The 20,326-nt window shown below is 45.5% G+C and carries 15 protein-coding genes; 14 read left to right on the forward strand and 1 reads right to left on the reverse strand.

The genetic code is table 11. The features are described from left to right. Positions 1-97 precede the first annotated feature (97 nt). The 10 genes from P4361_RS07245 to P4361_RS07290 all read left to right on the forward strand — a co-directional run bounded on the left by P4361_RS07245 (position 98) and on the right by P4361_RS07290 (position 15,033). Positions 98-2,242 (forward strand): (Fe-S)-binding protein, encoded by a 2,145-nt coding sequence (locus P4361_RS07245; RefSeq protein ID WP_328088812.1) that lies wholly within the window; start codon positions 98-100, stop codon positions 2,240-2,242. 404 nt (positions 2,243-2,646) lie between these two features. Continuing rightward, positions 2,647-3,828, forward strand: a complete 1,182-nt coding sequence (locus tag P4361_RS07250; protein ID WP_328088814.1) for an acetyl-CoA C-acetyltransferase — start codon at positions 2,647-2,649, stop codon at positions 3,826-3,828. A gap of 17 nt (positions 3,829-3,845) precedes the next feature. Continuing rightward, positions 3,846-4,697: a 3-hydroxybutyryl-CoA dehydrogenase gene (locus P4361_RS07255; RefSeq protein WP_328088815.1), complete on the forward strand. Its 852-nt coding sequence runs from the start codon at positions 3,846-3,848 to the stop codon at positions 4,695-4,697. A 31-nt stretch (positions 4,698-4,728) separates the two neighbouring features. After that, complete coding sequence (locus P4361_RS07260) at positions 4,729-5,871, forward strand: acyl-CoA dehydrogenase (RefSeq protein ID WP_328088816.1); 1,143 nt, start codon at positions 4,729-4,731, stop codon at positions 5,869-5,871. Between the two features lie 18 nt (positions 5,872-5,889). After that, on the forward strand, positions 5,890-7,032 hold the full coding sequence (locus tag P4361_RS07265; RefSeq protein WP_062238266.1) for an acyl-CoA dehydrogenase: 1,143 nt from the start codon (positions 5,890-5,892) through the stop codon (positions 7,030-7,032). Positions 7,033-7,043: 11 nt separating this feature from the next. Further along, a complete protein-coding gene (meaB, locus tag P4361_RS07270; protein ID WP_328088818.1) occupies positions 7,044-7,997 on the forward strand; it encodes a methylmalonyl Co-A mutase-associated GTPase MeaB in 954 nt (317 codons plus the stop codon). Positions 7,998-8,002: 5 nt separating this feature from the next. After that, positions 8,003-8,647 carry a TetR/AcrR family transcriptional regulator gene (locus P4361_RS07275; RefSeq protein WP_062238486.1) on the forward strand — a complete coding sequence of 215 codons (645 nt, stop codon included), beginning with the start codon at positions 8,003-8,005 and terminating at the stop codon, positions 8,645-8,647. Positions 8,648-8,674: 27 nt separating this feature from the next. After that, positions 8,675-11,935 carry a fused isobutyryl-CoA mutase/GTPase IcmF gene (gene icmF, locus P4361_RS07280; protein ID WP_328088820.1) on the forward strand — a complete coding sequence of 1,087 codons (3,261 nt, stop codon included), beginning with the start codon at positions 8,675-8,677 and terminating at the stop codon, positions 11,933-11,935. Between the two features lie 425 nt (positions 11,936-12,360). Then, positions 12,361-12,936 (forward strand): DNA-directed RNA polymerase subunit delta, encoded by a 576-nt coding sequence (gene rpoE, locus P4361_RS07285; RefSeq protein ID WP_328088822.1) that lies wholly within the window; start codon positions 12,361-12,363, stop codon positions 12,934-12,936. Between the two features lie 495 nt (positions 12,937-13,431). Further along, entirely contained in the window at positions 13,432-15,033 is a 1,602-nt protein-coding gene (locus P4361_RS07290) for a CTP synthase (protein ID WP_053356438.1), read from the forward strand. Positions 15,034-15,555: 522 nt separating this feature from the next. Here the strand turns inward: P4361_RS07290 and P4361_RS07295 are convergent. Next, complete coding sequence (locus P4361_RS07295; RefSeq protein WP_328088823.1) at positions 15,556-16,086, reverse strand: DUF2529 family protein; 531 nt, start codon at positions 16,084-16,086, stop codon at positions 15,556-15,558. A 145-nt stretch (positions 16,087-16,231) separates the two neighbouring features. Between P4361_RS07295 and P4361_RS07300 the strand changes: the two genes are divergently transcribed. The 4 genes from P4361_RS07300 (at position 16,232) to P4361_RS07315 (ending at position 20,284) form a co-directional block, all read left to right on the forward strand. Beyond that, entirely contained in the window at positions 16,232-16,600 is a 369-nt protein-coding gene (locus P4361_RS07300; protein ID WP_369795851.1) for a response regulator, read from the forward strand. Between the two features lie 210 nt (positions 16,601-16,810). Further along, positions 16,811-17,674, forward strand: a complete 864-nt coding sequence (fba, locus tag P4361_RS07305; protein WP_053356440.1) for a class II fructose-1,6-bisphosphate aldolase — start codon at positions 16,811-16,813, stop codon at positions 17,672-17,674. Positions 17,675-17,878: 204 nt separating this feature from the next. Further along, on the forward strand, positions 17,879-18,529 hold the full coding sequence (gene fsa, locus P4361_RS07310) for a fructose-6-phosphate aldolase (protein ID WP_053356441.1): 651 nt from the start codon (positions 17,879-17,881) through the stop codon (positions 18,527-18,529). A 462-nt stretch (positions 18,530-18,991) separates the two neighbouring features. After that, positions 18,992-20,284 (forward strand): UDP-N-acetylglucosamine 1-carboxyvinyltransferase, encoded by a 1,293-nt coding sequence (locus P4361_RS07315; RefSeq protein ID WP_053356442.1) that lies wholly within the window; start codon positions 18,992-18,994, stop codon positions 20,282-20,284. Positions 20,285-20,326 lie beyond the last annotated feature (42 nt).

Below are 20,326 nucleotides of genomic sequence, written 5' to 3' on the forward strand. Positions count from 1 at the left end.
ATAATGGTTTCAGAAAATTCTCCCCTTTTTGAATAGTTATTTAAGGTGTATATAGGAAAAGGGAAAGCAACAGACAAAGATGAAGGGAGCATAATTGATGAACGGTTTACTGATTTTGAATTGGATTGCCTTTATTCTTGTAACCGCTTACGCCATCTATTTGTTTGCATATGTGGTAAAAACGCGGTATGAATTCATCAAAATGGGTAAAAAAGTCGAATTTGACCATACCGTGCAGGAACGGATTAAAGCTGTGCTTGTCAATGTATTCGGTCAGAAGAAGCTTTTAAAAGATAAAAAGAGCGGGATCATTCATGTGTTGTTTTTCTATGGATTCCTTCTTGTCCAATTTGGTGCGATTGATTTTATATGGAAAGGGCTTGCCCCTGGGTCTCACCTCCCGCTCGGGCCGCTTTATCCCGGGTTCACATTTTTTCAGGAAATCGTAACTTTCCTCATACTTGTGGCTGTCGTTTGGGCGTTTTACCGCAGATATGTCGAAAAGTTGGTACGCCTTAAACGGGGCTTTAAAGCAGGACTTGTCTTACTGTTCATTGGCGGATTAATGCTTTCCGTCCTTCTTGGCAACGCCATGGAAATCCTTTGGCATAATCAGGAACTTGAATGGACGGCACCGATTGCTTCAGGCCTCGCTTATATCCTTGGCGGGCTGCCGGAAGCTGCGGTCGTCACCATATTCTTTATTTCATGGTGGCTTCATCTGCTATTCCTTCTCACGTTCCTTGTCTATGTGCCGCAGTCCAAGCATGCTCATTTGATCGCGGGCCCGCTGAATGTTTGGCTGGGAAGGAAGGATAAAGTAGGAAAACTTTCTTCCATCAATTTTGAAGATGAGACACAAGAAGTTTTCGGCGTCGGTAAAGTGGAAGACTTCAACCAAAAGCAGCTTGTCGATCTGTATGCTTGTGTAGAATGCGGACGCTGTACAAATGTTTGTCCGGCCACAGGTACAGGCAAAATGCTTTCACCGATGGATATGATAATTAAAATAAGGGATCACCTCACTGAAAAAGGAGCGGCGGTTACTTCACGCACGCCTTGGATGCCTTCCTTTGCTTTCGCGAATACAAAAGGCAACCAGATTGCTTTTGAAGCCGCAGGAAAAGGACAGGGCGCCAAAGAAATGGCTGCTGCGACAGACGGAAGCTCCGCGTTCAAGTTTGAATATAATATTGAACTGATCGGCGAAGTCATGACGGAAGAAGAGATCTGGGCATGTACCACTTGCCGAAACTGTGAGGATCAATGTCCGGTTATGAATGAGCACGTGGATAAAATCATCGACATGCGCCGCTATCTGGTCCTTACAGAAGGAAAGATGGACGCAGATTCCAAACGGGCCATCCAAAATATCGAGAAGCAAGGAAACCCTTGGGGAATTTCCAAGAAAGAAAGAGAAAACTGGCGAGAGCTTCGCGAAGACGTTTCGGTTCCTACTGTAAAAGAAATGGAGAAAGCCGGAGAAGAATTTGAATACTTGTTCTGGGTCAGCTCGATGGGCGCTTACGACAACCGAAGCCAGAAAATCGCACTTGCTTTTGCAAAAATCATGAATGAGGCTGGCGTCAAGTTTGCCATTCTTGGAAACAAGGAAAAGAACTCCGGAGATACGCCTCGACGAATCGGAAACGAGTTCCTGTTCCAGGAAATTTGCAACAGCAATATCGCGTTATTTGAAAAACATAATGTGAAGAAGATTATTACGATTGACCCGCATGCCTATAATTCCTTTAAAAACGAGTATCCGGAGTTTGGCTATGAAGGTGAGGTTTATCACCATACAGAGCTGCTGGCAGATTGGATCAAGGAAGGACGCATCACACCGAAATTTGAAGTGGATGAAGTCATCACTTACCACGATTCCTGCTATCTGGGACGTTATAACGAGGTTTATGAACCGCCTCGTGAGATTTTAAAAGCGATCCCTGGGGTGAAGCTTGTTGAGATGAACCGCAATCGTCAAAACGGCATGTGCTGCGGTGCCGGCGGCGGGATGATGTGGATGGAAGAAAAAGCCGGTCAGCGTGTCAACGTGGCGAGAACGGAGCAGGCGCTTGAAGTGAATCCAACGATGATCGGAAGCGGATGTCCATATTGCTTAACGATGCTGAGCGATGGAACAAAAGCGAAGGAAGTAGAAGACCGAGTTCAGACATTGGATGTAGTCGAAATTCTTGAAAGATCGTTGTTTGGTTCATCAAAAGAAAAGGCTCTTTCCTAAAAGATGGATGCTTTAGGAACCTTTTTGTAAAGATACTTCATTGACAAGTTGATTGGAGTGCAAGGTGCGAGACTCCTCGAAAATGAATTTCACATTTTCTTCGTGTGATATAACGCTGCCGAAGCCTTCCTTGTCCTGCGGGAAATGCGGGACAGGTGAGACCCACAGGCGCCTGCGCCGAGGAGGTAGGCGCTTGCGCCGGTAAGACTCACCGCCCGCCCCGCGAAAGTAGGCGTTTACGCCGGTAAAAGCGAGCATCTGAAACGGAAATCAACTACTCCTAAGAGCAGCCAAGGTTAACCTGCTGTCCATTGGCAGCAGGTTAACCCATGGATCTTCGTTGACCGAGCGTTCGCTCGGTACATCTTGAAAGCGTTTTAATTTTACAAAAGGAGAGGATTCTCATGGGTAAAACAGTCATTGTCAGCGGTGTACGTACACCGATCGGTAAGTTTGGCGGATCATTAAGCACATTATCTGCATCTGATCTAGGTGCAGCAGCGATTAAGGAAGCGCTGCAAAGAGCGGATGTCAGAGCGGACCAAGTAGATGAACTGATCATGGGCTGTGTGCTGCAGGGCGGACAGGGGCAGATCCCTTCTCGCCAGGCTGCCAAGAAAGCGGGATTGCCTTGGGAAGTTAAGACCGAGACCATCAATAAAGTGTGTGCTTCCGGAATGAGGAGCGTAACCTTGGCGGATCAGATTATCCGTGCTGGTGATGAAGAGGTCATTGTAGCTGGCGGTATGGAATCAATGAGCAATACACCTTACATTCTTCCAAAAGCTCGCTGGGGCTACCGTATGGGAGACGGCCAGGTGAAGGACTTGATGACACATGACGGGCTTACGTGTTCTTTTACTGGCGTTCACATGGGGACGTACGGAAACCAAGTGGCGCAAGAGCTTGAAATTTCGCGTGAGAAACAGGATGAGTGGGCATTCAGGAGCCATCAAAGAGCCGTTTCTGCAACCGAGAATGGAACATTTGCTCAAGAGATTGTCTCTGTAGAGGTGCCACAGCGAAAAGGAGAGCCTGTTTCTGTAACAGCAGATGAAGCACCAAGAAAAGATACGACCGCTGAGCGTTTGGCTAAACTTGGGCCGGTCTTTTCTCAGGAAGGAACCATTACAGCCGGGAACGCTCCTGGAGTTAACGACGGTGCAGCAGCTCTTGTTCTTATGTCAGAAGAACGGGCGCAAAGAGAAGGAAAAGAAGTGATGGCTGCCATTCTCGGGGCTGCGGCAATCGCTCTTGACGCGAAGGATTTCCCAAAAACACCGGGCCTTGTCATTAACGAACTGTTGAAAAAAACAGGAAAAACGCTCGAAGAAATCGACCTTTTTGAAATTAACGAAGCTTTTGCAGCAGTGGCGCTGGCAAGTGCAGAGCTTGCGAACCTTGATCTGGAAAAAGTAAACGTAAACGGCGGAGCGGTAGCCTTAGGGCATCCGATCGGAGCAAGCGGAGCGAGAATCATTGTTTCATTGATTCATGAACTGAAAAGACGCGGCGGAGGACTGGGAATCGCATCCATCTGCTCAGGCGGCGGCCAGGGTGATGCAGTTCTTATTGAAGTGAAATAAACAAAGGGGGAATCAGAATGAACGTCAAGACCATCATGGTAATCGGAGCCGGACAAATGGGCTCAGGAATCGCTCAAGTATGTGCAATGGCAAATTACAAGGTTTTTCTCCACGATCTTAAAGAAGAATTTGTACAAAAAGGACTGGATTCTATTTCACGGCAACTCTCTCGCCAGGTGGAAAAGGGAAGAATGGCAGCCGAAGAAAGAGAGGCTGTTTTAGAACGCCTCCACCCTTCAACGAGCATTCAAAACGCAGCAGATGCAGACCTGGTCATTGAAGCAGTGGTAGAAAATATGGATGTCAAAACCCAGATGTTTAAGTTGCTTGATGAGATGGCGCCGGAACATGCCATTTTGGCGAGTAACACCTCTTCCCTTCCTATTACTGAGATTGCAGCTGTAACGAAAAGGCCGGAACGTGTGATCGGCATGCATTTTATGAATCCGGTCCCGGTGATGAAACTCGTTGAAATCATCCGCGGACTGCAAACAAGTGACGAGGTATATAACGTCATTGAGACCGTGACGAAACAGGTAGGCAAGGTGCCTGTTGAGGTTAATGATTTTCCAGGCTTTATTTCCAACAGAATCCTGATGCCGATGATCAATGAGGCTATTTTTGCACTCTATGAAGGAGTGGCTGAACCGGAAGCTATCGATGAAATTATGAAACTGGGAATGAATCATCCGATGGGGCCGCTGACCTTGGCAGATTTTATCGGTCTTGATACATGTCTATACATTATGGAAACACTCCAGGAAGGCTTTGGAGATGACAAATACCGGCCTTGCCCGCTTCTTCGCAAATATGTGAAAGCTGGCTGGCTCGGAAAGAAATCAGGTAAAGGGTTCTACACCTACAGCTGATGCAGGAATGCTTGGACAGGGGGAATAAAACGTGAATCTCACGTTTACAGAAGAACAGCTCATGATGCAAAAAATGGTGCGCGATTTTGCACAGAAAGAAATTGAACCCATCGTGGATATGATGGATGAAAATGATCAGTTTCCAACAGAAGTTGTAAAAAAGATGGCTGGACTGGGCCTTATGGGGATTCCCATACCCGAGGAATACGGCGGTGCAGGGATGGACTACACCTCGTATATTATTGCCATTCATGAATTGTCAAAGGTGAGTGCTACGGTTGGTGTCATTCTTTCTGTTCATACAAGCGTTGGAACCAATCCGATTTATCATTTTGGAAATGAAGAGCAAAAGCAGCGGTTTATTCCAAAGCTCGCAAGCGGTGAATATTTAGGTGCTTTCGCTTTAACGGAACCGGGCGCGGGTTCTGATGCAGCAGCCCTCAAAACAAAAGCCGTAAAAAAGGGCGATAAGTACATTCTGAACGGATCTAAAATCTTTATCACCAATGCGGGTGCGGCAGATACGTATATCGTTTTTGCTTCGACAAACCCTGAAGCGGGACCAAAGGGAATTTCAGCTTTTATCGTAGAGAAAGGCTCACCAGGCTTTTCGATCGGAAAAAAAGAGAAGAAGATGGGGCTGAACGGTTCGAATACGTGCGAGATTATCTTCGACCAGGCGGAAATTCCAGAAGAAAACCTGCTCGGGACTGAAGGAGAAGGCTTCAAAATCGCATTAAGCAACCTTGAAGCCGGCAGAATTGGCATTGCAGCACAATCACTCGGGATTGCCGAAGCAGGTCTTCAGCATTCCCTGGAATACGCTAAAGGCCGCAAGCAATTCGGAAAGCCGATCGGTGCCCAGCAAGGACTTGCGTTCATGCTTGCGGACATGGCAACAAAAGTAGAGGCGGCCAAACTTCTGACCTACCGTGCTGCTAATCTTCGTACCCTGGGCATTCCGTGCAAAAAAGAGGCTTCGATGGCAAAGCTGATCGCTTCACAGACGGCCATGAAGGTGGCGATCGACGCTATTCAGGTACACGGGGGATACGGCTATACGAAAGAGTACCCGGTAGAGCGTCTGTTCAGGGATGCCAAAGTTTGTGAGATCTATGAAGGAACGAGTGAAATTCAACGTATCGTGCTGAGCAAGCACTTATTACAAGATTAAACTGGGAGGCAAAAGAACATGCAATTTCAACTATCTGAAGAACACGAAATGATCCGCAAAATGGTGCGTGATTTTGCAAAAAAGGAAGTAGAGCCGACAGCTGCAGAGAGGGATGAAGAAGAGCGGTTTGACCGTGCCCTTTTCGACAAGATGGCAGAGCTTGGCCTGGCAGGGATCCCTTGGCCGGAAGAATACGGCGGAATCGGCGGGGACTATCTTGGGTATGTCATTGCGGTTGAAGAGCTTTCCCGTGTCTGTGCTTCAACTGGGGTAACACTATCAGCGCATACTTCACTTGCCGGCTGGCCGATCTTTAAATTTGGTTCAGAAGAGCAAAAACAGAAGTTCCTTCGTCCGATGGCAGAAGGGCAAAAAATGGGAGCCTATGGCCTGACAGAACCAGGCTCAGGATCTGACGCCTCCAATATGAAAACAACAGCCAGAAAAGACGGCGATGATTACATTATCAATGGTTCTAAAATCTTTATCACAAATGCTGGCGAAGCTGAAATTTATGTGGTGTTTGCGATGACAGACCAATCTGCAGCACACCGCGGCATTTCCGCATTCATCATCGAAAAAGGAACACCGGGCTTCTCCTTCGGTAAGAAAGAGAAAAAACTCGGGATCCGTTCATCACCGACATTGGAGCTCATTATGGAAGACTGCAGGGTTCCTGCAGAGAACATGCTCGGCAAAGAGGGAGAAGGCTTTAAGATCGCCATGATGACACTTGACGGCGGACGGAACGGGATCGCGGCGCAGGCTGTCGGAATCGCGCAAGGTGCGTTGGATGCTGCTGTAACCTATGCCAAAGAAAGAAAACAGTTCGGAAAATCCATCGGACAAAATCAGGGAATCGGGTTTAAATTAGCCGATATGGCCACAAAAGTAGAGGCTGCAAGACTGCTAACCTATCAAGCAGCGTGGCGTGAAAGCGAAGGCCTCCCATATGGAAAAGAATCCGCGATGTCCAAACTGTTTGCCGGTGACATCGCCATGGAAGTAACGACGGATGCCGTGCAAGTATTCGGCGGATACGGGTATACAAAAGAGTATCCTGTTGAACGGTATATGCGCGATGCGAAAATCACTCAAATCTATGAAGGAACACAGGAAATACAGCGGCTGGTTATTTCCAAAATGCTTCTGAAAGATTAAGGAGGACAAAAATGCACCCTTTGGCCGAACGCATAAAAAACAAAGATGAACGAGCGCTTGCGAGAGCCATTTCCTATGTTGAGAACGATCACCCCGAAAAGCTTGAACTGTTAAAGGACATTCATACTCTTCAGAAAAAGGCTCATTATGTGGGCCTTACTGGTTCCCCTGGTGCAGGCAAGAGCTCCCTCGTCAACCGGCTGATCACCTTTTTGCGCAGCAAGGGCATGACGATCGGTGTGGTGGCGGTTGATCCGACCAGCCCGTTTAGCGGCGGCGCTATTCTTGGTGACCGGGTGAGAATGAGTGAACACTTTACAGATCCAGATGTTTTCATCCGCAGCATGGGAACAAGGGGAAGCCTTGGCGGTCTTGCCAGGACAACAAAGGAAACCGTTCGGCTGATGGATGCTTATGGTTTTGACGTGATCCTCATCGAAACGGTGGGGGTTGGCCAGTCGGAGCTTGATATTATGAAAATTGCCGACAGCATTGCCGTGGTACTAAATCCGGGAAGCGGTGATGTGGTTCAAGTTTTCAAAGCAGGAATCATGGAGATTGCCGACTTGTTCATCGTCAATAAAGCCGATCTTCCCGGTGTGCCAAAGCTTTTGTCTGAAATTGAAGCAATGCTTGATCTTGTGAAACATGATGCACCATACCGTCCTCCGATCGTTCAGACGATCTCTGTTCAGAACAAAGGGCTCCAGGAGGTATGGGATCAGCTGAGTGCCCACCGCCAATACCTTGATGAAAGTGGTGAGGGAGAAGAGCGTCGGGTCCGCAGCCTGAAACAGGAAGTCATAGAAGTCGTGCACTACGAGCTGATGAGAACCCTTCTTATGAGAGAGGAAAGCAATGGGTATTCATGGCTTCCCGATGTGCAGAAAGGGCAGCTTGATCCGTACTCGGCTGCAGAGAAAATCCTCGAGGATTGGGAGAAAAACCAGGACAGAAAAGAGTGATTGCTTTGGGAAGAAAGGAAGTACCCTCGCTTGTAAAAGATGAAAAGCTTATCCAGAAAAGGCGCGGAGAAATGGTAAAGGCAGCGGTTAACCTGTTTAAGGAAAACGGCTTTCACCGAACAACAACCCGGGAAATCGCAAAGGCCTCCGGGTTCAGCATCGGAACGCTGTACGAGTATATCCGTTCAAAGGAAGACATCTTATACCTGGTCTGTGACAGTATTTATGAAGGGGTAAAAGAAAAGCTCCATGAACAGATCTCCCTGACAGAGGGCAGCATTGACCATGTAAAAAAAGCGATTGCGGTTTATTTTAATGTAGTCGATGAAATGCAGGATGAAGTGCTTGTCATGTATCAGGAAGCCAAATCACTGTCACGGGAAGCATTGCCGTATGTGCTGAAAAAAGAGCTGGAGATGACAGCCATTTTTGAGGAGCTCCTGAAACGGACGGTGGAACAGGGTGAACTGGATCTGAATGAGGAAGAAGTTAAGCTTCTGGCCCATAACATTTTAGTTCACGGCCAAATGTGGACCTTCCGCCGCTGGAGCCTCAGAAAAGAATATACATTAGAAGAGTATACGAACATGCAGACCTATCTGCTTTTATATGGAGTTTTGAACCGCAGCCTTACAGGCGGAGCCAGGTAATTATGTTGTTTGAGAGGAGAAGGGAAAATGAGTAATCCGAAAGTGTACCAGCCGAAGAACCATATCCGTTTTGTAACCGCTTCCAGTCTATTTGACGGACATGATGCGTCTATTAACATTATGAGGCGTATTTTGCAGTCAAGCGGCGCTGAGGTCATCCATCTTGGGCATAACCGTTCAGTAGACGAGGTTGTGAGTGCAGCCATTCAGGAAGATGCTCAGGGGATCGCTATATCTTCCTATCAAGGCGGCCATGTTGAATACTTCAAGTACATGATCGACTTGTTAAAGGAACGGGGAGCAAGCCATATTAAAGTATTTGGCGGAGGCGGAGGCGTTATTATTCCGCCGGAAATAAAAGAACTGCACAGCTACGGCGTAACCCGCCTCTTCTCTCCTGAAGACGGCAGGATCAACGGACTGCAGGGTATGATCAATTTTATGCTGCAGGAGTGCGATTTTCAGACCGTTACAGAACTGACAGACGAACTTGAGAAGCTTCCTGAAAAGGAAAGCCGTGCGGTCGCCCGCCTGATCACTGTAGCCGAGAACGGGGAGTTCGCTCCAAAGGAAACGGCAGCCACTGCTGAGCAGGTGCTTCAACAGGTGAAAAGCTCGCAGCAAAACGTGCCTGTACTGGGTATTACGGGAACGGGCGGAGCAGGGAAAAGCTCCTTAACCGATGAGCTTGTGCGCCGTTACGTGAATGAATTTGAAGATAAGACGGTAGCCATCCTTTCCATCGACCCTACAAAGCAAAAAACAGGCGGAGCCTTGCTTGGCGACCGCATCCGTATGAATTCCATTTACAATCCTCGCGTATACATGCGCAGTCTCGCAACACGGGGTTCACGGTCAGAGCTTTCTGCAGCTATTCGTGATGCTCTTTCAGTTGTAAAGGCAGCAGGATATGATCTGGTCATCGTCGAGACGAGCGGGATTGGCCAGGGAGATGCTGGAATTGTAGATATTTCTGATGTCTCCATGTATGTCATGACGAGCGAGTTTGGCGCACCTTCACAGCTGGAGAAGATTGACATGATCGACTATGCTGACCTTATCGCGATCAATAAATACGAGCGTAAAGGTTCAGAAGATGCTCTAAGGGACGTAAGGAAGCAATATCAGCGCTCACGCCAATGGTTTGAAAAAGAATTGGATGGTATGCCCGTATATGGAACCATTGCGAGCCAGTTTAATGACGAAGGAACGAATACCCTGTTCCGCGCATTGATCCATACCTTAAATGATAAATGTTCATTAGGCTGGCAGCTCAAGCCTCTGGCTGAAGAAACAGTTGCAAAAAAGAATGTGATCATCCCGGGTGAGCGAAGCCAGTATTTGAATGACCTTGTCTATACAATGAGAGATTACTACAAGACCATGAATGAACAAGTGAAGTACGCAAGAAAAAGCTATCAGCTCAAAGGTTCGATCGAAACCATCCAAGAGATCAACGCCAATGGTGAAGTTGTTTCCACCTTAGAAGAAGCAAGAGATCTAGTAGAGGAGAAGCTTCTTCCGTACTCCAAGAAAACACTCGACAACTGGCCGAAGCTGAGAGAGCAGTACAGCGGCATGGAGTTTGTGACAAAAATCAGAGACAAAGAGATTGTCACAGAGCTTACAACCAAAAGTCTTTCAGGCTTAAACATACCCAAAGTCTCACTTCCGAAGTTTGAAGACTGGGGAGAGATCCTAAAATGGGTGATGAAGGAAAATGTGCCGGGCGCCTTCCCTTATACAGCTGGAGTTTTCCCGTTTAAGCGAAAGGGTGAAGATCCGAAGCGCCAGTTTGCAGGAGAAGGAACGCCGGAACGAACGAACCGACGCTTCCACTATCTTTCAAAAGACGATGATGCCAAGCGCTTAAGCACAGCCTTTGACTCCGTTACCCTATACGGCGAGGATCCTGATTATCGTCCGGATATTTATGGAAAAGTCGGAGAAAGCGGCGTCAGCATCTGTACGCTGGAAGATATGAAAAAGCTTTATGACGGCTTCGATCTGATTGCGCCAAGCACCTCTGTTTCAATGACGATTAACGGTCCAGCGCCAATCATTCTCGCCATGTTCATGAACACAGCGATTGATCAGCAGCTTCAACAATTTGAGCAGGAAAATGGCCGCCGTCCGAATGAAGACGAGTACAAGGAGATTGCCGCCAAGACACTGGCTAGTGTACGCGGAACGGTTCAGGCAGACATATTGAAGGAAGATCAAGGGCAGAATACATGTATCTTCTCGACTGAATTCGCTCTTCGCATGATGGGCGATATCCAGCAATATTTTATCGACCATAATGTGCGTAACTACTACTCTGTTTCGATCTCCGGCTATCACATTGCAGAAGCCGGCGCTAACCCGATCACACAGCTGGCGTTTACGTTGGCGAATGGGTTCACCTATGTGGAATATTACTTAAGCCGAGGTATGAACATTGACGATTTCGCACCAAATCTATCGTTCTTCTTCAGTAACGGTTTAGATCCGGAATACGCGGTGATCGGCCGGGTCGCACGAAGAATCTGGGCAACAGTAATGAAAAATAAATATGGTGCAAATGAGCGAAGCCAGAAGCTGAAGTATCATGTTCAAACGTCTGGAAGATCGCTTCATGCGCAAGAGATCGATTTTAACGACATCCGTACGACCCTGCAAGCGTTGATGGCACTTTATGATAACTGTAATTCTTTGCATACCAATTCCTATGATGAAGCAATCACGACACCGACAGAGGAATCTGTTCGCCGAGCGATGGCCATCCAGCTTATTATTACGAAGGAAATGGGTCTCGCCCGCAATGAAAATTCACTTCAAGGATCCTTTATTATTGAGGAGCTGACTGACCTTGTAGAAGAAGCAGTCCTTCAGGAATTTGAAAGGCTGAATGCAAGGGGCGGTGTCTTAGGCTCGATGGAAACACAGTATCAGCGAGGAAAGATACAGGAAGAGTCCATGTATTATGAGATGAAAAAGCATAATGGAGAGCTGCCGATCATCGGTGTCAATACGTACCTGAATCCCAACCCTCCAAAAGATGAAGAATTTAACATGCAGCTGGCACGGGCAACGAAGGAAGAGAAGGAACAGCAGATCGCCAGCCTCAATGATTTCAAAAACAGGCATGTTGAACAATCGGTTCAAGCACTGCGCAAACTTCAGGAAACAGCCTTGAACGGCGGGAACATTTTTGAAGAACTGATGAAGACCGTCAGAGTAGCAAGCCTTGGCCAAATCACATCTGCTTTATATGAAGTAGGCGGCAAATACCGTAGAAATATGTAAAAACAAAAAATAGAAAAAGAGGGTTAACCCTCTTTTTCTATTTTTAGCTTACTCAATGTTGCAAAAACATCACTAAAGGCATCATCGAACGGGTGTCAGGCACCCGAAGTTAACCCAAAGGTGCCTGACACCCAAATAAAACTAATTGCTTCGTTGAATAAAAACATGGCGATCCAGCCGAATTTGGCTAGAGAACCAAAGTTTCATGCTACGTAGCAATTAGTCTATTTAGGGGGTGCCAGGCACCTTTTGAGTTAATTGATGGTGCCAGGCACCCGTGCAGTGATGTGATTTTAAAAAAAAGATGTCATTCATCTAGCATATCCTTGGAAGATTTGTTTATAATGAAGAGTATAATTCTTCTAGAACAAAACTTGTGCATCTATAACATAAATAGATTTATTGATTTGAAAGGAAGTGCCAACTTGAGTTTAGTCAAATCTTATTCAAAAGATGACATCGTGGAAATGGCCATGGTTGAGATCGCTTTTGAAATTTTAAAAGAAGAAAAACAAACAGTTCCTTTTTATGAGCTAGTTCAGCGTATTAAAGATATGAAGGGATTATCTGATGCTGCAGTCGAACGCCGTCTATCACATTTTTATACAGACATGAACATCGACGGCCGTTTTGTTTCTCTCGGTGACAACAAGTGGGGTCTTAAAGCTTGGTATCCGATTGAGAGCAGTGAAGAAGAGCTTGGGAACACGAACAAGCCAACGAAACGCAAAAAGGTTGTCGCTGAAGATGAAGATTTTGACGAGTTCGAAGAAGACTTTGATGAAGAAGACTTCGATGCTCTCGACGTTGAAGATGAGTTTGCGAAAGCGAGCAGCAGTGACGACGACGATGACGAAGAGGACGAAGAGGAATTGGACGAGGACTTCGACGAATTTGAAGACAGCGAAGAAGAGCTGGATGAAGATATCGAAGACGAAGAAGACGAGGCCGCTGAAGAGGAATTATACGAGGTTGAAAACGAAGATAAAGAAGACAAGTAACACATATGAGATATTCTGCCCGGTGGAGCCTGAAAACAGCGCCCGCCGGGTTGTTTTTTTATAATGTCTAGCTCAGCGTCCAGGACGAAATATGAAACACCATTTCGTCATAAGTCCTCGCAAGACGAAATTTTGAATATAATTTCGTCTTTGGTCGCTTCACTCTTACTCCTTAACACAAAGAGCGTGTTGCTGTGTAAAAGTTCCAGCACTTGTCGGACTTTAGCAGGACGCATCCGCTTTTCCTGTTATTTCTTACTTTTGCAAATTTCTTTCTAGTCCTTGACATTCGATTGGAAAGCCGATAAAATCATTTTTGGGCTAAACGTATATATAAATAATTTTTTGCGGATAAAAACAAAAGTGCCCCCTTTATTGGGGAGGAATCACTTTTGTTTTTTTTTATTTTAAGCTTCTTATACTATATTGTCCTTTCTGCTTGAAACAGAAGCAGAGGGGTATACTTAATTGTGAAATCCAGAGGGGGAATAAAGAATGGCAAAGTATATTTTTGTAACAGGGGGAGTGGTTTCGTCTCTTGGAAAAGGGATTACTGCAGCTTCCTTGGGCCGATTGTTAAAAAACAGAGGCGTTAAGGTAACTACCCAAAAGTTCGATCCTTATATTAACGTGGATCCGGGAACGATGAGTCCTTATCAGCACGGCGAAGTTTTCGTAACAGATGACGGCGCTGAAACAGACCTCGACCTTGGACACTATGAGCGTTTCATTGATATTAACCTAAATAAATTCAGTTCTGTTACAACGGGTAAGATCTACTCTACTGTTCTCCGCAAAGAAAGAAGAGGAGAGTATTTGGGTGGCACAGTACAGGTTATTCCTCACGTCACCAATGAAATTAAAGAGCGTGTATTCCGCGCGGGCCGTGAGACTAACGCTGATGTAGTCATCACTGAAATCGGGGGAACTGTAGGGGATATTGAAAGTTTGCCATTTCTTGAAGCCATTCGCCAGATCAAGAGTGATGTTGGTTCGGAAAATGTAATGTATATCCACTGTACTCTTATTCCTTACATTAAAGCTGCCGGTGAGTTGAAAACAAAACCGACACAGCACAGCGTAAAAGAACTTCGAAGCCTTGGAATTCAGCCAAACATCATCGTCGTTCGAACGGAAATGCCAGTCTCTGACGATATGAAAGAAAAAATCGGCCTCTTCTGTGATATTGATCCAAAAGCGGTCATTGAAGCACGTGACGCAGATACTCTGTACCGTGTTCCGATCGACCTTCAAGAACAAAATATGGATCAGATCGTTTGCGACCACTTAAAATTGGACTGCAAAGAAGCTGACATGGGTGAATGGAAAGGCTTGATCGACCGCGTACTGAACTTGTCAGGAAAAGCAAAAATCGCATTGGTCGGAAAATACGTAGCACTTCAGGATGCCTACATTTCAGTGGTTGAATCCTTGCGCCATGCAGGATATCACCATGATGCGGATATTGATATCCAATGGATCAACTCTGAAGATGTAACAAAAGAAAATGTGGCTGAAACACTGAAGGATGTAGATGGAATCCTTGTTCCCGGCGGTTTCGGAGACCGTGGTGTGGAAGGGAAAATCCTCACGATCCAGTATGCCCGCGAGAACAAAGTTCCTTACCTCGGAATCTGCCTTGGCATGCAGCTGGCGTCTGTTGAATTTGCGCGAAATGTGCTGGGCATGGATGGTGCACATTCCACAGAACTTCTTCCGTCCACCGAGTATCCGATTATCGATTTGCTTCCTGAGCAAAAAGATGTGGAAGACCTTGGCGGTACACTTCGTCTAGGGCTTTATCCATGTAAGCTTAACGAAGGATCCAAAGCATATGATGCTTATCAGGATGAAGTGGTTTATGAGCGCCACCGCCACCGTTACGAGTTCAATAACGAATATCGTGACCAAATGGAGAAGGAAGGTTTTGTATTTTCGGGAACCAGCCCTGATGGCCGTTTAGTCGAAATTATCGAACTTAAAGATCACCCTTGGTTTGTCGCTTCTCAATTCCATCCAGAGTTTATCTCGCGCCCGACCCGTCCGCAGCCTCTATTCCGTGAATTTATCGGAGCTGCTCTGCAAATGAAAAACTAATAAGAAAAGCGTAAGCGCACTTTGCGCTGAAACTGGACATAGCAAACAGAAAACCCGGCTGATTTCAGCCGGGTTTTTTATGATTTTAAGATTAATTTTGCCGGTTGAAACTCAGCATTACCGGCCCTAATTAGTTCTCCGCGTACGGTTTGAGAGGGGGGCGACCGCAGGACAGTGGACGAATATAGGGCCATGCTTTGCTGAATGCGCTCTGACTTGCTGCTGACCTTGGCTGTAAGCACTTTGTAAGAAGGGGCTTATGAAGGAGGCTTTTGCTTGCTCGAAGGAAGGTTGAGGTTATTAAGGGGCTGGATAAGGATTAGGACGTTCGTCCCTCCTTATTACAGAGAATTCGGCAAATATTGACATATTCCTTCATTGTTTTTAATTTTTTTTTTGTAAGGTAATTAGTTTACATAATGGCGGTTTGGACAGTAAATATGCAATTTTGGACAGTAAATTTAAATTTTGGCTCGTATTTTACGCTTTTTGGACAGTAAATCCTGCATCCCCGCCAGTAAATCAATCTTCGTACTCTTCTAGGATCTCCTTTGCGGTTAAAAACAAGGCATGATAGGCGAATAACCCTGCCATGGCCGAAGGAATGCCGATTCGTTCTCCATTTTCAGCCGGAACAAGGCCTTTTTTCACCATTAAATCAATAAATGCATCACAATGTGGAGCCGCTTCTTCCCCTTTTTCCTTGCGTGAGGCAAGAAAAATGATGCTCGCATCTGTGTTTTGTTTGATTTCCTGAAGCAGGCTGAGGACAGGCTCATCGTCATGAAAACGGGCAGATGCGATTACAGTGTCTACGCTTGTTAAGCCGCTGATCTCTGAAGCGTTAAGCCGCTTAGCATTGGAAAAAGCCTCTTGTCCATGGATTCCTTCAGCACACACTGCCTCCATCTCATCTTTTCCTGTAAAATAGACAGTGCCATGCGATAGGACAGTCTGCGCTAAGAGCCTGGCTGCGTCTTCAAAGGCAAATTCATTATCCTGCTGGATTTTAGAAAAAATCCCATTAAGCTGGGTGGAAAATATCTTTAACATAAGATCTCCTCTTCATTTCGGTAGTTTGGTTTAGTATAACGCATTGTTTTTTTTATTTCACTCGAAGCAGCAGGAAAACGACAGGATTCACAGAATTAGTTAGAATATGGAATTGATCGAAAAAATTATGTCAGAGGTGAGCAGGTTGAGTAAAATATTGATTGTGGATGACCAATACGGAATTCGGATTCTTTTAAATGAGATTTTTCAAAAAGAGGGGTATCAGACGTTTCAGGCTGCAAACGGCGTGCAGGCTCTTTCGATCGTTGAAGAGGAAACACCGGATCTTGTGATTTTGGATATGAAAATTCCAGGGATGGACGGACTGGAAATTTTACGCCATGTCAAAAAAATGAATTCCTCCATTCAAGTCATCATCATGACCGCTTATGGCGAATTGGATATGATCCATGAAGCGATAAAGCTCGGGGCCATCACCCATTTTGCGAAACCGTTCGACATTGACGAAATTCGCGCAGCGGTGAGGAAAGAATTACCAATCAGCGCAGGATAAGAAAAAATTCTACAAATCATTGACATATCGGCATTGGTAGCGCTTGCACGCAAAAAGCCTGATTTATTGCGGTTTTCAAGCGCTATTGGTATGCTATAATAGGTTTGAAAAAAGACTAACTAATGTTTAACATATGGCATTTTCGGAAAAAGATTGAAGATGATTCTTTTTTCGTTTTTTTGTGCCAATAGTAAAGGGAGGACATGAAACATGCCTTTAGTGTCAATGAAAGAAATGCTCGAAAAAGGAAAAGCGGAAGGATATGCTGTCGGTCAATTCAACATTAATAACCTTGAATTTACCCAAGCGATTCTCAAAGCTGCTCAGGAAGAAAAATCTCCGGTAATTCTTGGCGTTTCAGAAGGCGCTGCTCGTTACATGGGTGGTTTTAAACTTGTCGTCAGCATGGTTAAAGAACTAATCGAAGAATATAAAGTAACTGTACCGGTTGCGATCCACTTGGATCATGGCTCCAGCTACCAAAAATGTGCTGAAGCAATCCATGCCGGTTTCACTTCCGTTATGATTGACGGATCTCATTTCCCGCTTGAGGAAAACATTGCATTAACGAAAAAAGTTGTAGAACTTGCTCACTTCCACGGTGTGTCAGTTGAAGCTGAACTAGGCCGTATCGGCGGACAGGAAGATGATCTTGTAGTTGATGATGCTGAAGCAGCATACGCTATTCCTTCTGAATGTGATCAGCTTGTACGCGAAACAGGTGTAGATTGCTTTGCTCCTGCACTAGGAAGCGTGCATGGACCTTACAAAGGTGAGCCGAACCTTGGCTTCGACCGCATGAAAGAAGTAAATGAATTAACTGGTGTTCCTCTTGTACTTCATGGCGGAACAGGAATCCCTACACACGATATCCAAAAAGCAATCTCTCTAGGTACAGCTAAAATCAACGTAAACACTGAAAACCAAATTGCGTCTTTCAATGCAGTAAAAGAATTTATTGCTGCCAACCCAGATAAATACGATCCACGTAAATACCTTACTGCTGCCCGTGATGCAATCCAGGAAACAGTTCAAGGTAAAATGCGCGAGTTCGGTTCTTCAAACAAGGCGTAAGAATGATATGAAAATAAAAACGGCTCATGCCGTTTTTATTTCTCTGCATGAAACCGCCTATACATTATAGGCGGTTTCATTTACAATGAAGATGTAAAAAAAGGGTTACTAATTTCGGGTATGAAAGTTGTTGTGTGGAAAAGACTAAAAGGGAATTTAGACATCGTGTCTGTACAACCACTTTAATATAGGAGTGAATGAATAATGAAATTTTTTATTGATACTGCAAATATTGACGAAATCCGCGAAGCACATGAGCTTGGCATCTTATCAGGGGTTACAACAAACCCAACTTTAGTGGCGAAAGAAGGCGTTGATTTTCATGACCGCATTCGTGAGATCGCTGCTCTTGTTCCTGGTTCTGTTAGTGCCGAAGTTATTTCATTAAAAGCGGAAGAAATGATTGAAGAAGGAAAAGTGCTTGCTGCTATCGCACCGAACATTACGGTTAAAGTTCCGATGACTACAGAAGGCTTGAAAGCAGTAAAGGCGTTTAGTGAAATGAACATTAAAACCAATGTTACATTGATCTTTAATGCCAACCAGGCGTTATTGGCTGCAAGAGCGGGTGCTACTTATGTATCACCATTCCTTGGAAGACTCGATGACATCGGACAAGATGGTTTAGGATTGATTTCACAAATCGCTGAAATCTTTGCGATCCACGAACTTCCTGCCCAAATCATCGCAGCTTCTGTCCGCCATCCGGTGCACGTAACAGAAGCAGCCCTTCGTGGAGCACACATTGCAACGATTCCGCTCAAGGTCATCAAGGGCCTCGTGAGCCACCCATTAACTGACCAAGGGATTGAGCGTTTCTTAAGCGATTGGGAAGCTGTTAAAAACCGCGGCTAGAAGATACTATAACCTATCCAAGCACCACCTCCCGTGGTGCTTGTTTTTGGTTTTTTACCATAAAACACAGTTTTCTTATCAAAGGTTCTTTTCTAAAAGATTGTTGCTTTGGAATCTTCTTGTAAAGAGGCTTCAATGACAAGTTGATTGGAGTGCAAGGTGCGAGACTCCTCGAAAATGAATTTCACATTTTCTTCGTGCGATATAACGCTGCCGAAGCCTTCCTTGTTCTGCGGGGGAAGCTTGACAGGTGAGACACGCAGACGCTTGCGCCGAGGGGCTCAGCGCACGCCCCGCGGAAAGCGAGCATCCTGAAGCGGAAATCAACCACTCCCAAGAGCAACAAAGGTTACAAAATAGATTACCATAAAAAACCAAAAATTAGCATGATATTCCAGTTGTTGAGAATACTACAAGCAACAACGACTGGAGTTAACCGCTTGATGCAGAAGGGAGCAAACCATGGAACAGAAGCTTATGATTGAAGGGGGTTATCCCCTTGAAGGAACCGTTCATATTAGCGGAGCCAAGAACAGTGCGGTTGCATTAATCCCTGCTACCATTCTTGCAGAATCCCAAGTCATCATAGATCAGCTGCCTAATATATCAGATGTACGTTTGTTAAGAGATTTGTTGGAAGAAATCGGCGGAGAAGCCGAATTGGATGAAAATAATTCATTGACTGTTAATCCGGAAAAAATGATTGCTATGCCGCTTCCCAACGGAAAGGTTAAGAAACTTAGAGCCTCTTATTACCTCATGGGTGCTATGCTTGGCCGTTTCAAAAAAGCTGTCATCGGTCTTCCGGGAGGCTGTAATCTTGGCCCAAGGCCTATTGATCAGCATATTAAAGGATTTGAGGCATTAGGTGCAAAAGTTACCAATGAGCAAGGAGCCATCTACCTACGTGCAGATGAGCTCATCGGCGCACGAATCTATTTAGACGTAGTGAGTGTTGGCGCGACAATTAACATTATGCTTGCTGCGGTTAGAGCCAAGGGCCAAACCATCATTGAAAACGCGGCAAAAGAGCCTGAAATTATTGATGTTGCCACTCTTCTTACGAGTATGGGAGCAAAAATTAAAGGTGCAGGTACAGATGTGATCCGAATCGATGGAGTTGACCATCTTCACGGATGCCGCCACTCTATCATTCCAGACCGAATCGAAGCAGGTACCTACATGATATTGGCAGCAGCGGTTGGCCAGCAAGTATTAATAGATAATGTTATTCCGCTTCATTTAGAGTCATTGATTGCCAAGCTCCGGGAAATGGGCGTTCATATAGAAACAAAAGATGATCAAGTCCTTATTCATAACAGCGGAAATCCGTTAAAAAGTGTAGATATTAAGACTCTGGTTTATCCTGGTTTTCCTACGGATCTTCAGCAGCCGTTCACTTCATTGCTCACGAAAGCGGAAGGAACGAGTATCGTAACGGATACCATTTATTCTGCACGATTTAAGCATATTGATGAGTTGAGAAGAATGGGTGCCAACGTGAAGGTAGAAGGCCGATCTGCCATAATTAATGGACAGGCCCGCCTTGAGGGTGCCAAAGTAAAAGCCAGTGATCTCCGTGCAGGAGCGGCTCTTGTGGTTGCCGGTCTTATGTCAGAAGGTATCACAGAAGTTTCAGGTCTTGAACATATTGATCGCGGCTACGAATCACTTGTTGATAAACTGTTGGGGCTTGGCGCGAAAATCTGGCGTGAAAACCTTGATGTCGAGGAAATGGAAGAGATCGAGAAATAGGCGCTTTCGACAGGTGTCTCAGCTTTTCAATATGATCCAGCT

This window comes from Fictibacillus sp. B-59209, assembly GCF_036216745.1.
GTDB classification, from domain to species: domain Bacteria; phylum Bacillota; class Bacilli; order Bacillales; family Fictibacillaceae; genus Fictibacillus_C; species Fictibacillus_C marinisediminis.

Excerpts from the sequence above, each read along its gene's own strand:
- P4361_RS07245 (WP_328088812.1), top strand. The coding sequence starts at position 98 with ATGAACGGTTTACTGATTTTGAATTGGATTGCCTTTATTCTTGTAACC.
- P4361_RS07250 (WP_328088814.1), top strand. The coding sequence starts at position 2,647 with ATGGGTAAAACAGTCATTGTCAGCGGTGTACGTACACCGATCGGTAAG.
- P4361_RS07255 (WP_328088815.1), top strand. The coding sequence starts at position 3,846 with ATGAACGTCAAGACCATCATGGTAATCGGAGCCGGACAAATGGGCTCA.
- P4361_RS07265 (WP_062238266.1), top strand. The coding sequence starts at position 5,890 with ATGCAATTTCAACTATCTGAAGAACACGAAATGATCCGCAAAATGGTG.
- meaB (WP_328088818.1), top strand. The coding sequence starts at position 7,044 with ATGCACCCTTTGGCCGAACGCATAAAAAACAAAGATGAACGAGCGCTT.
- icmF (WP_328088820.1), top strand. The coding sequence starts at position 8,675 with ATGAGTAATCCGAAAGTGTACCAGCCGAAGAACCATATCCGTTTTGTA.
- P4361_RS07290 (WP_053356438.1), top strand. The coding sequence starts at position 13,432 with ATGGCAAAGTATATTTTTGTAACAGGGGGAGTGGTTTCGTCTCTTGGA.
- P4361_RS07295 (WP_328088823.1), bottom strand. The coding sequence starts at position 16,086 with ATGTTAAAGATATTTTCCACCCAGCTTAATGGGATTTTTTCTAAAATC.
- fba (WP_053356440.1), top strand. The coding sequence starts at position 16,811 with ATGCCTTTAGTGTCAATGAAAGAAATGCTCGAAAAAGGAAAAGCGGAA.
- fsa (WP_053356441.1), top strand. The coding sequence starts at position 17,879 with ATGAAATTTTTTATTGATACTGCAAATATTGACGAAATCCGCGAAGCA.
- P4361_RS07315 (WP_053356442.1), top strand. The coding sequence starts at position 18,992 with ATGGAACAGAAGCTTATGATTGAAGGGGGTTATCCCCTTGAAGGAACC.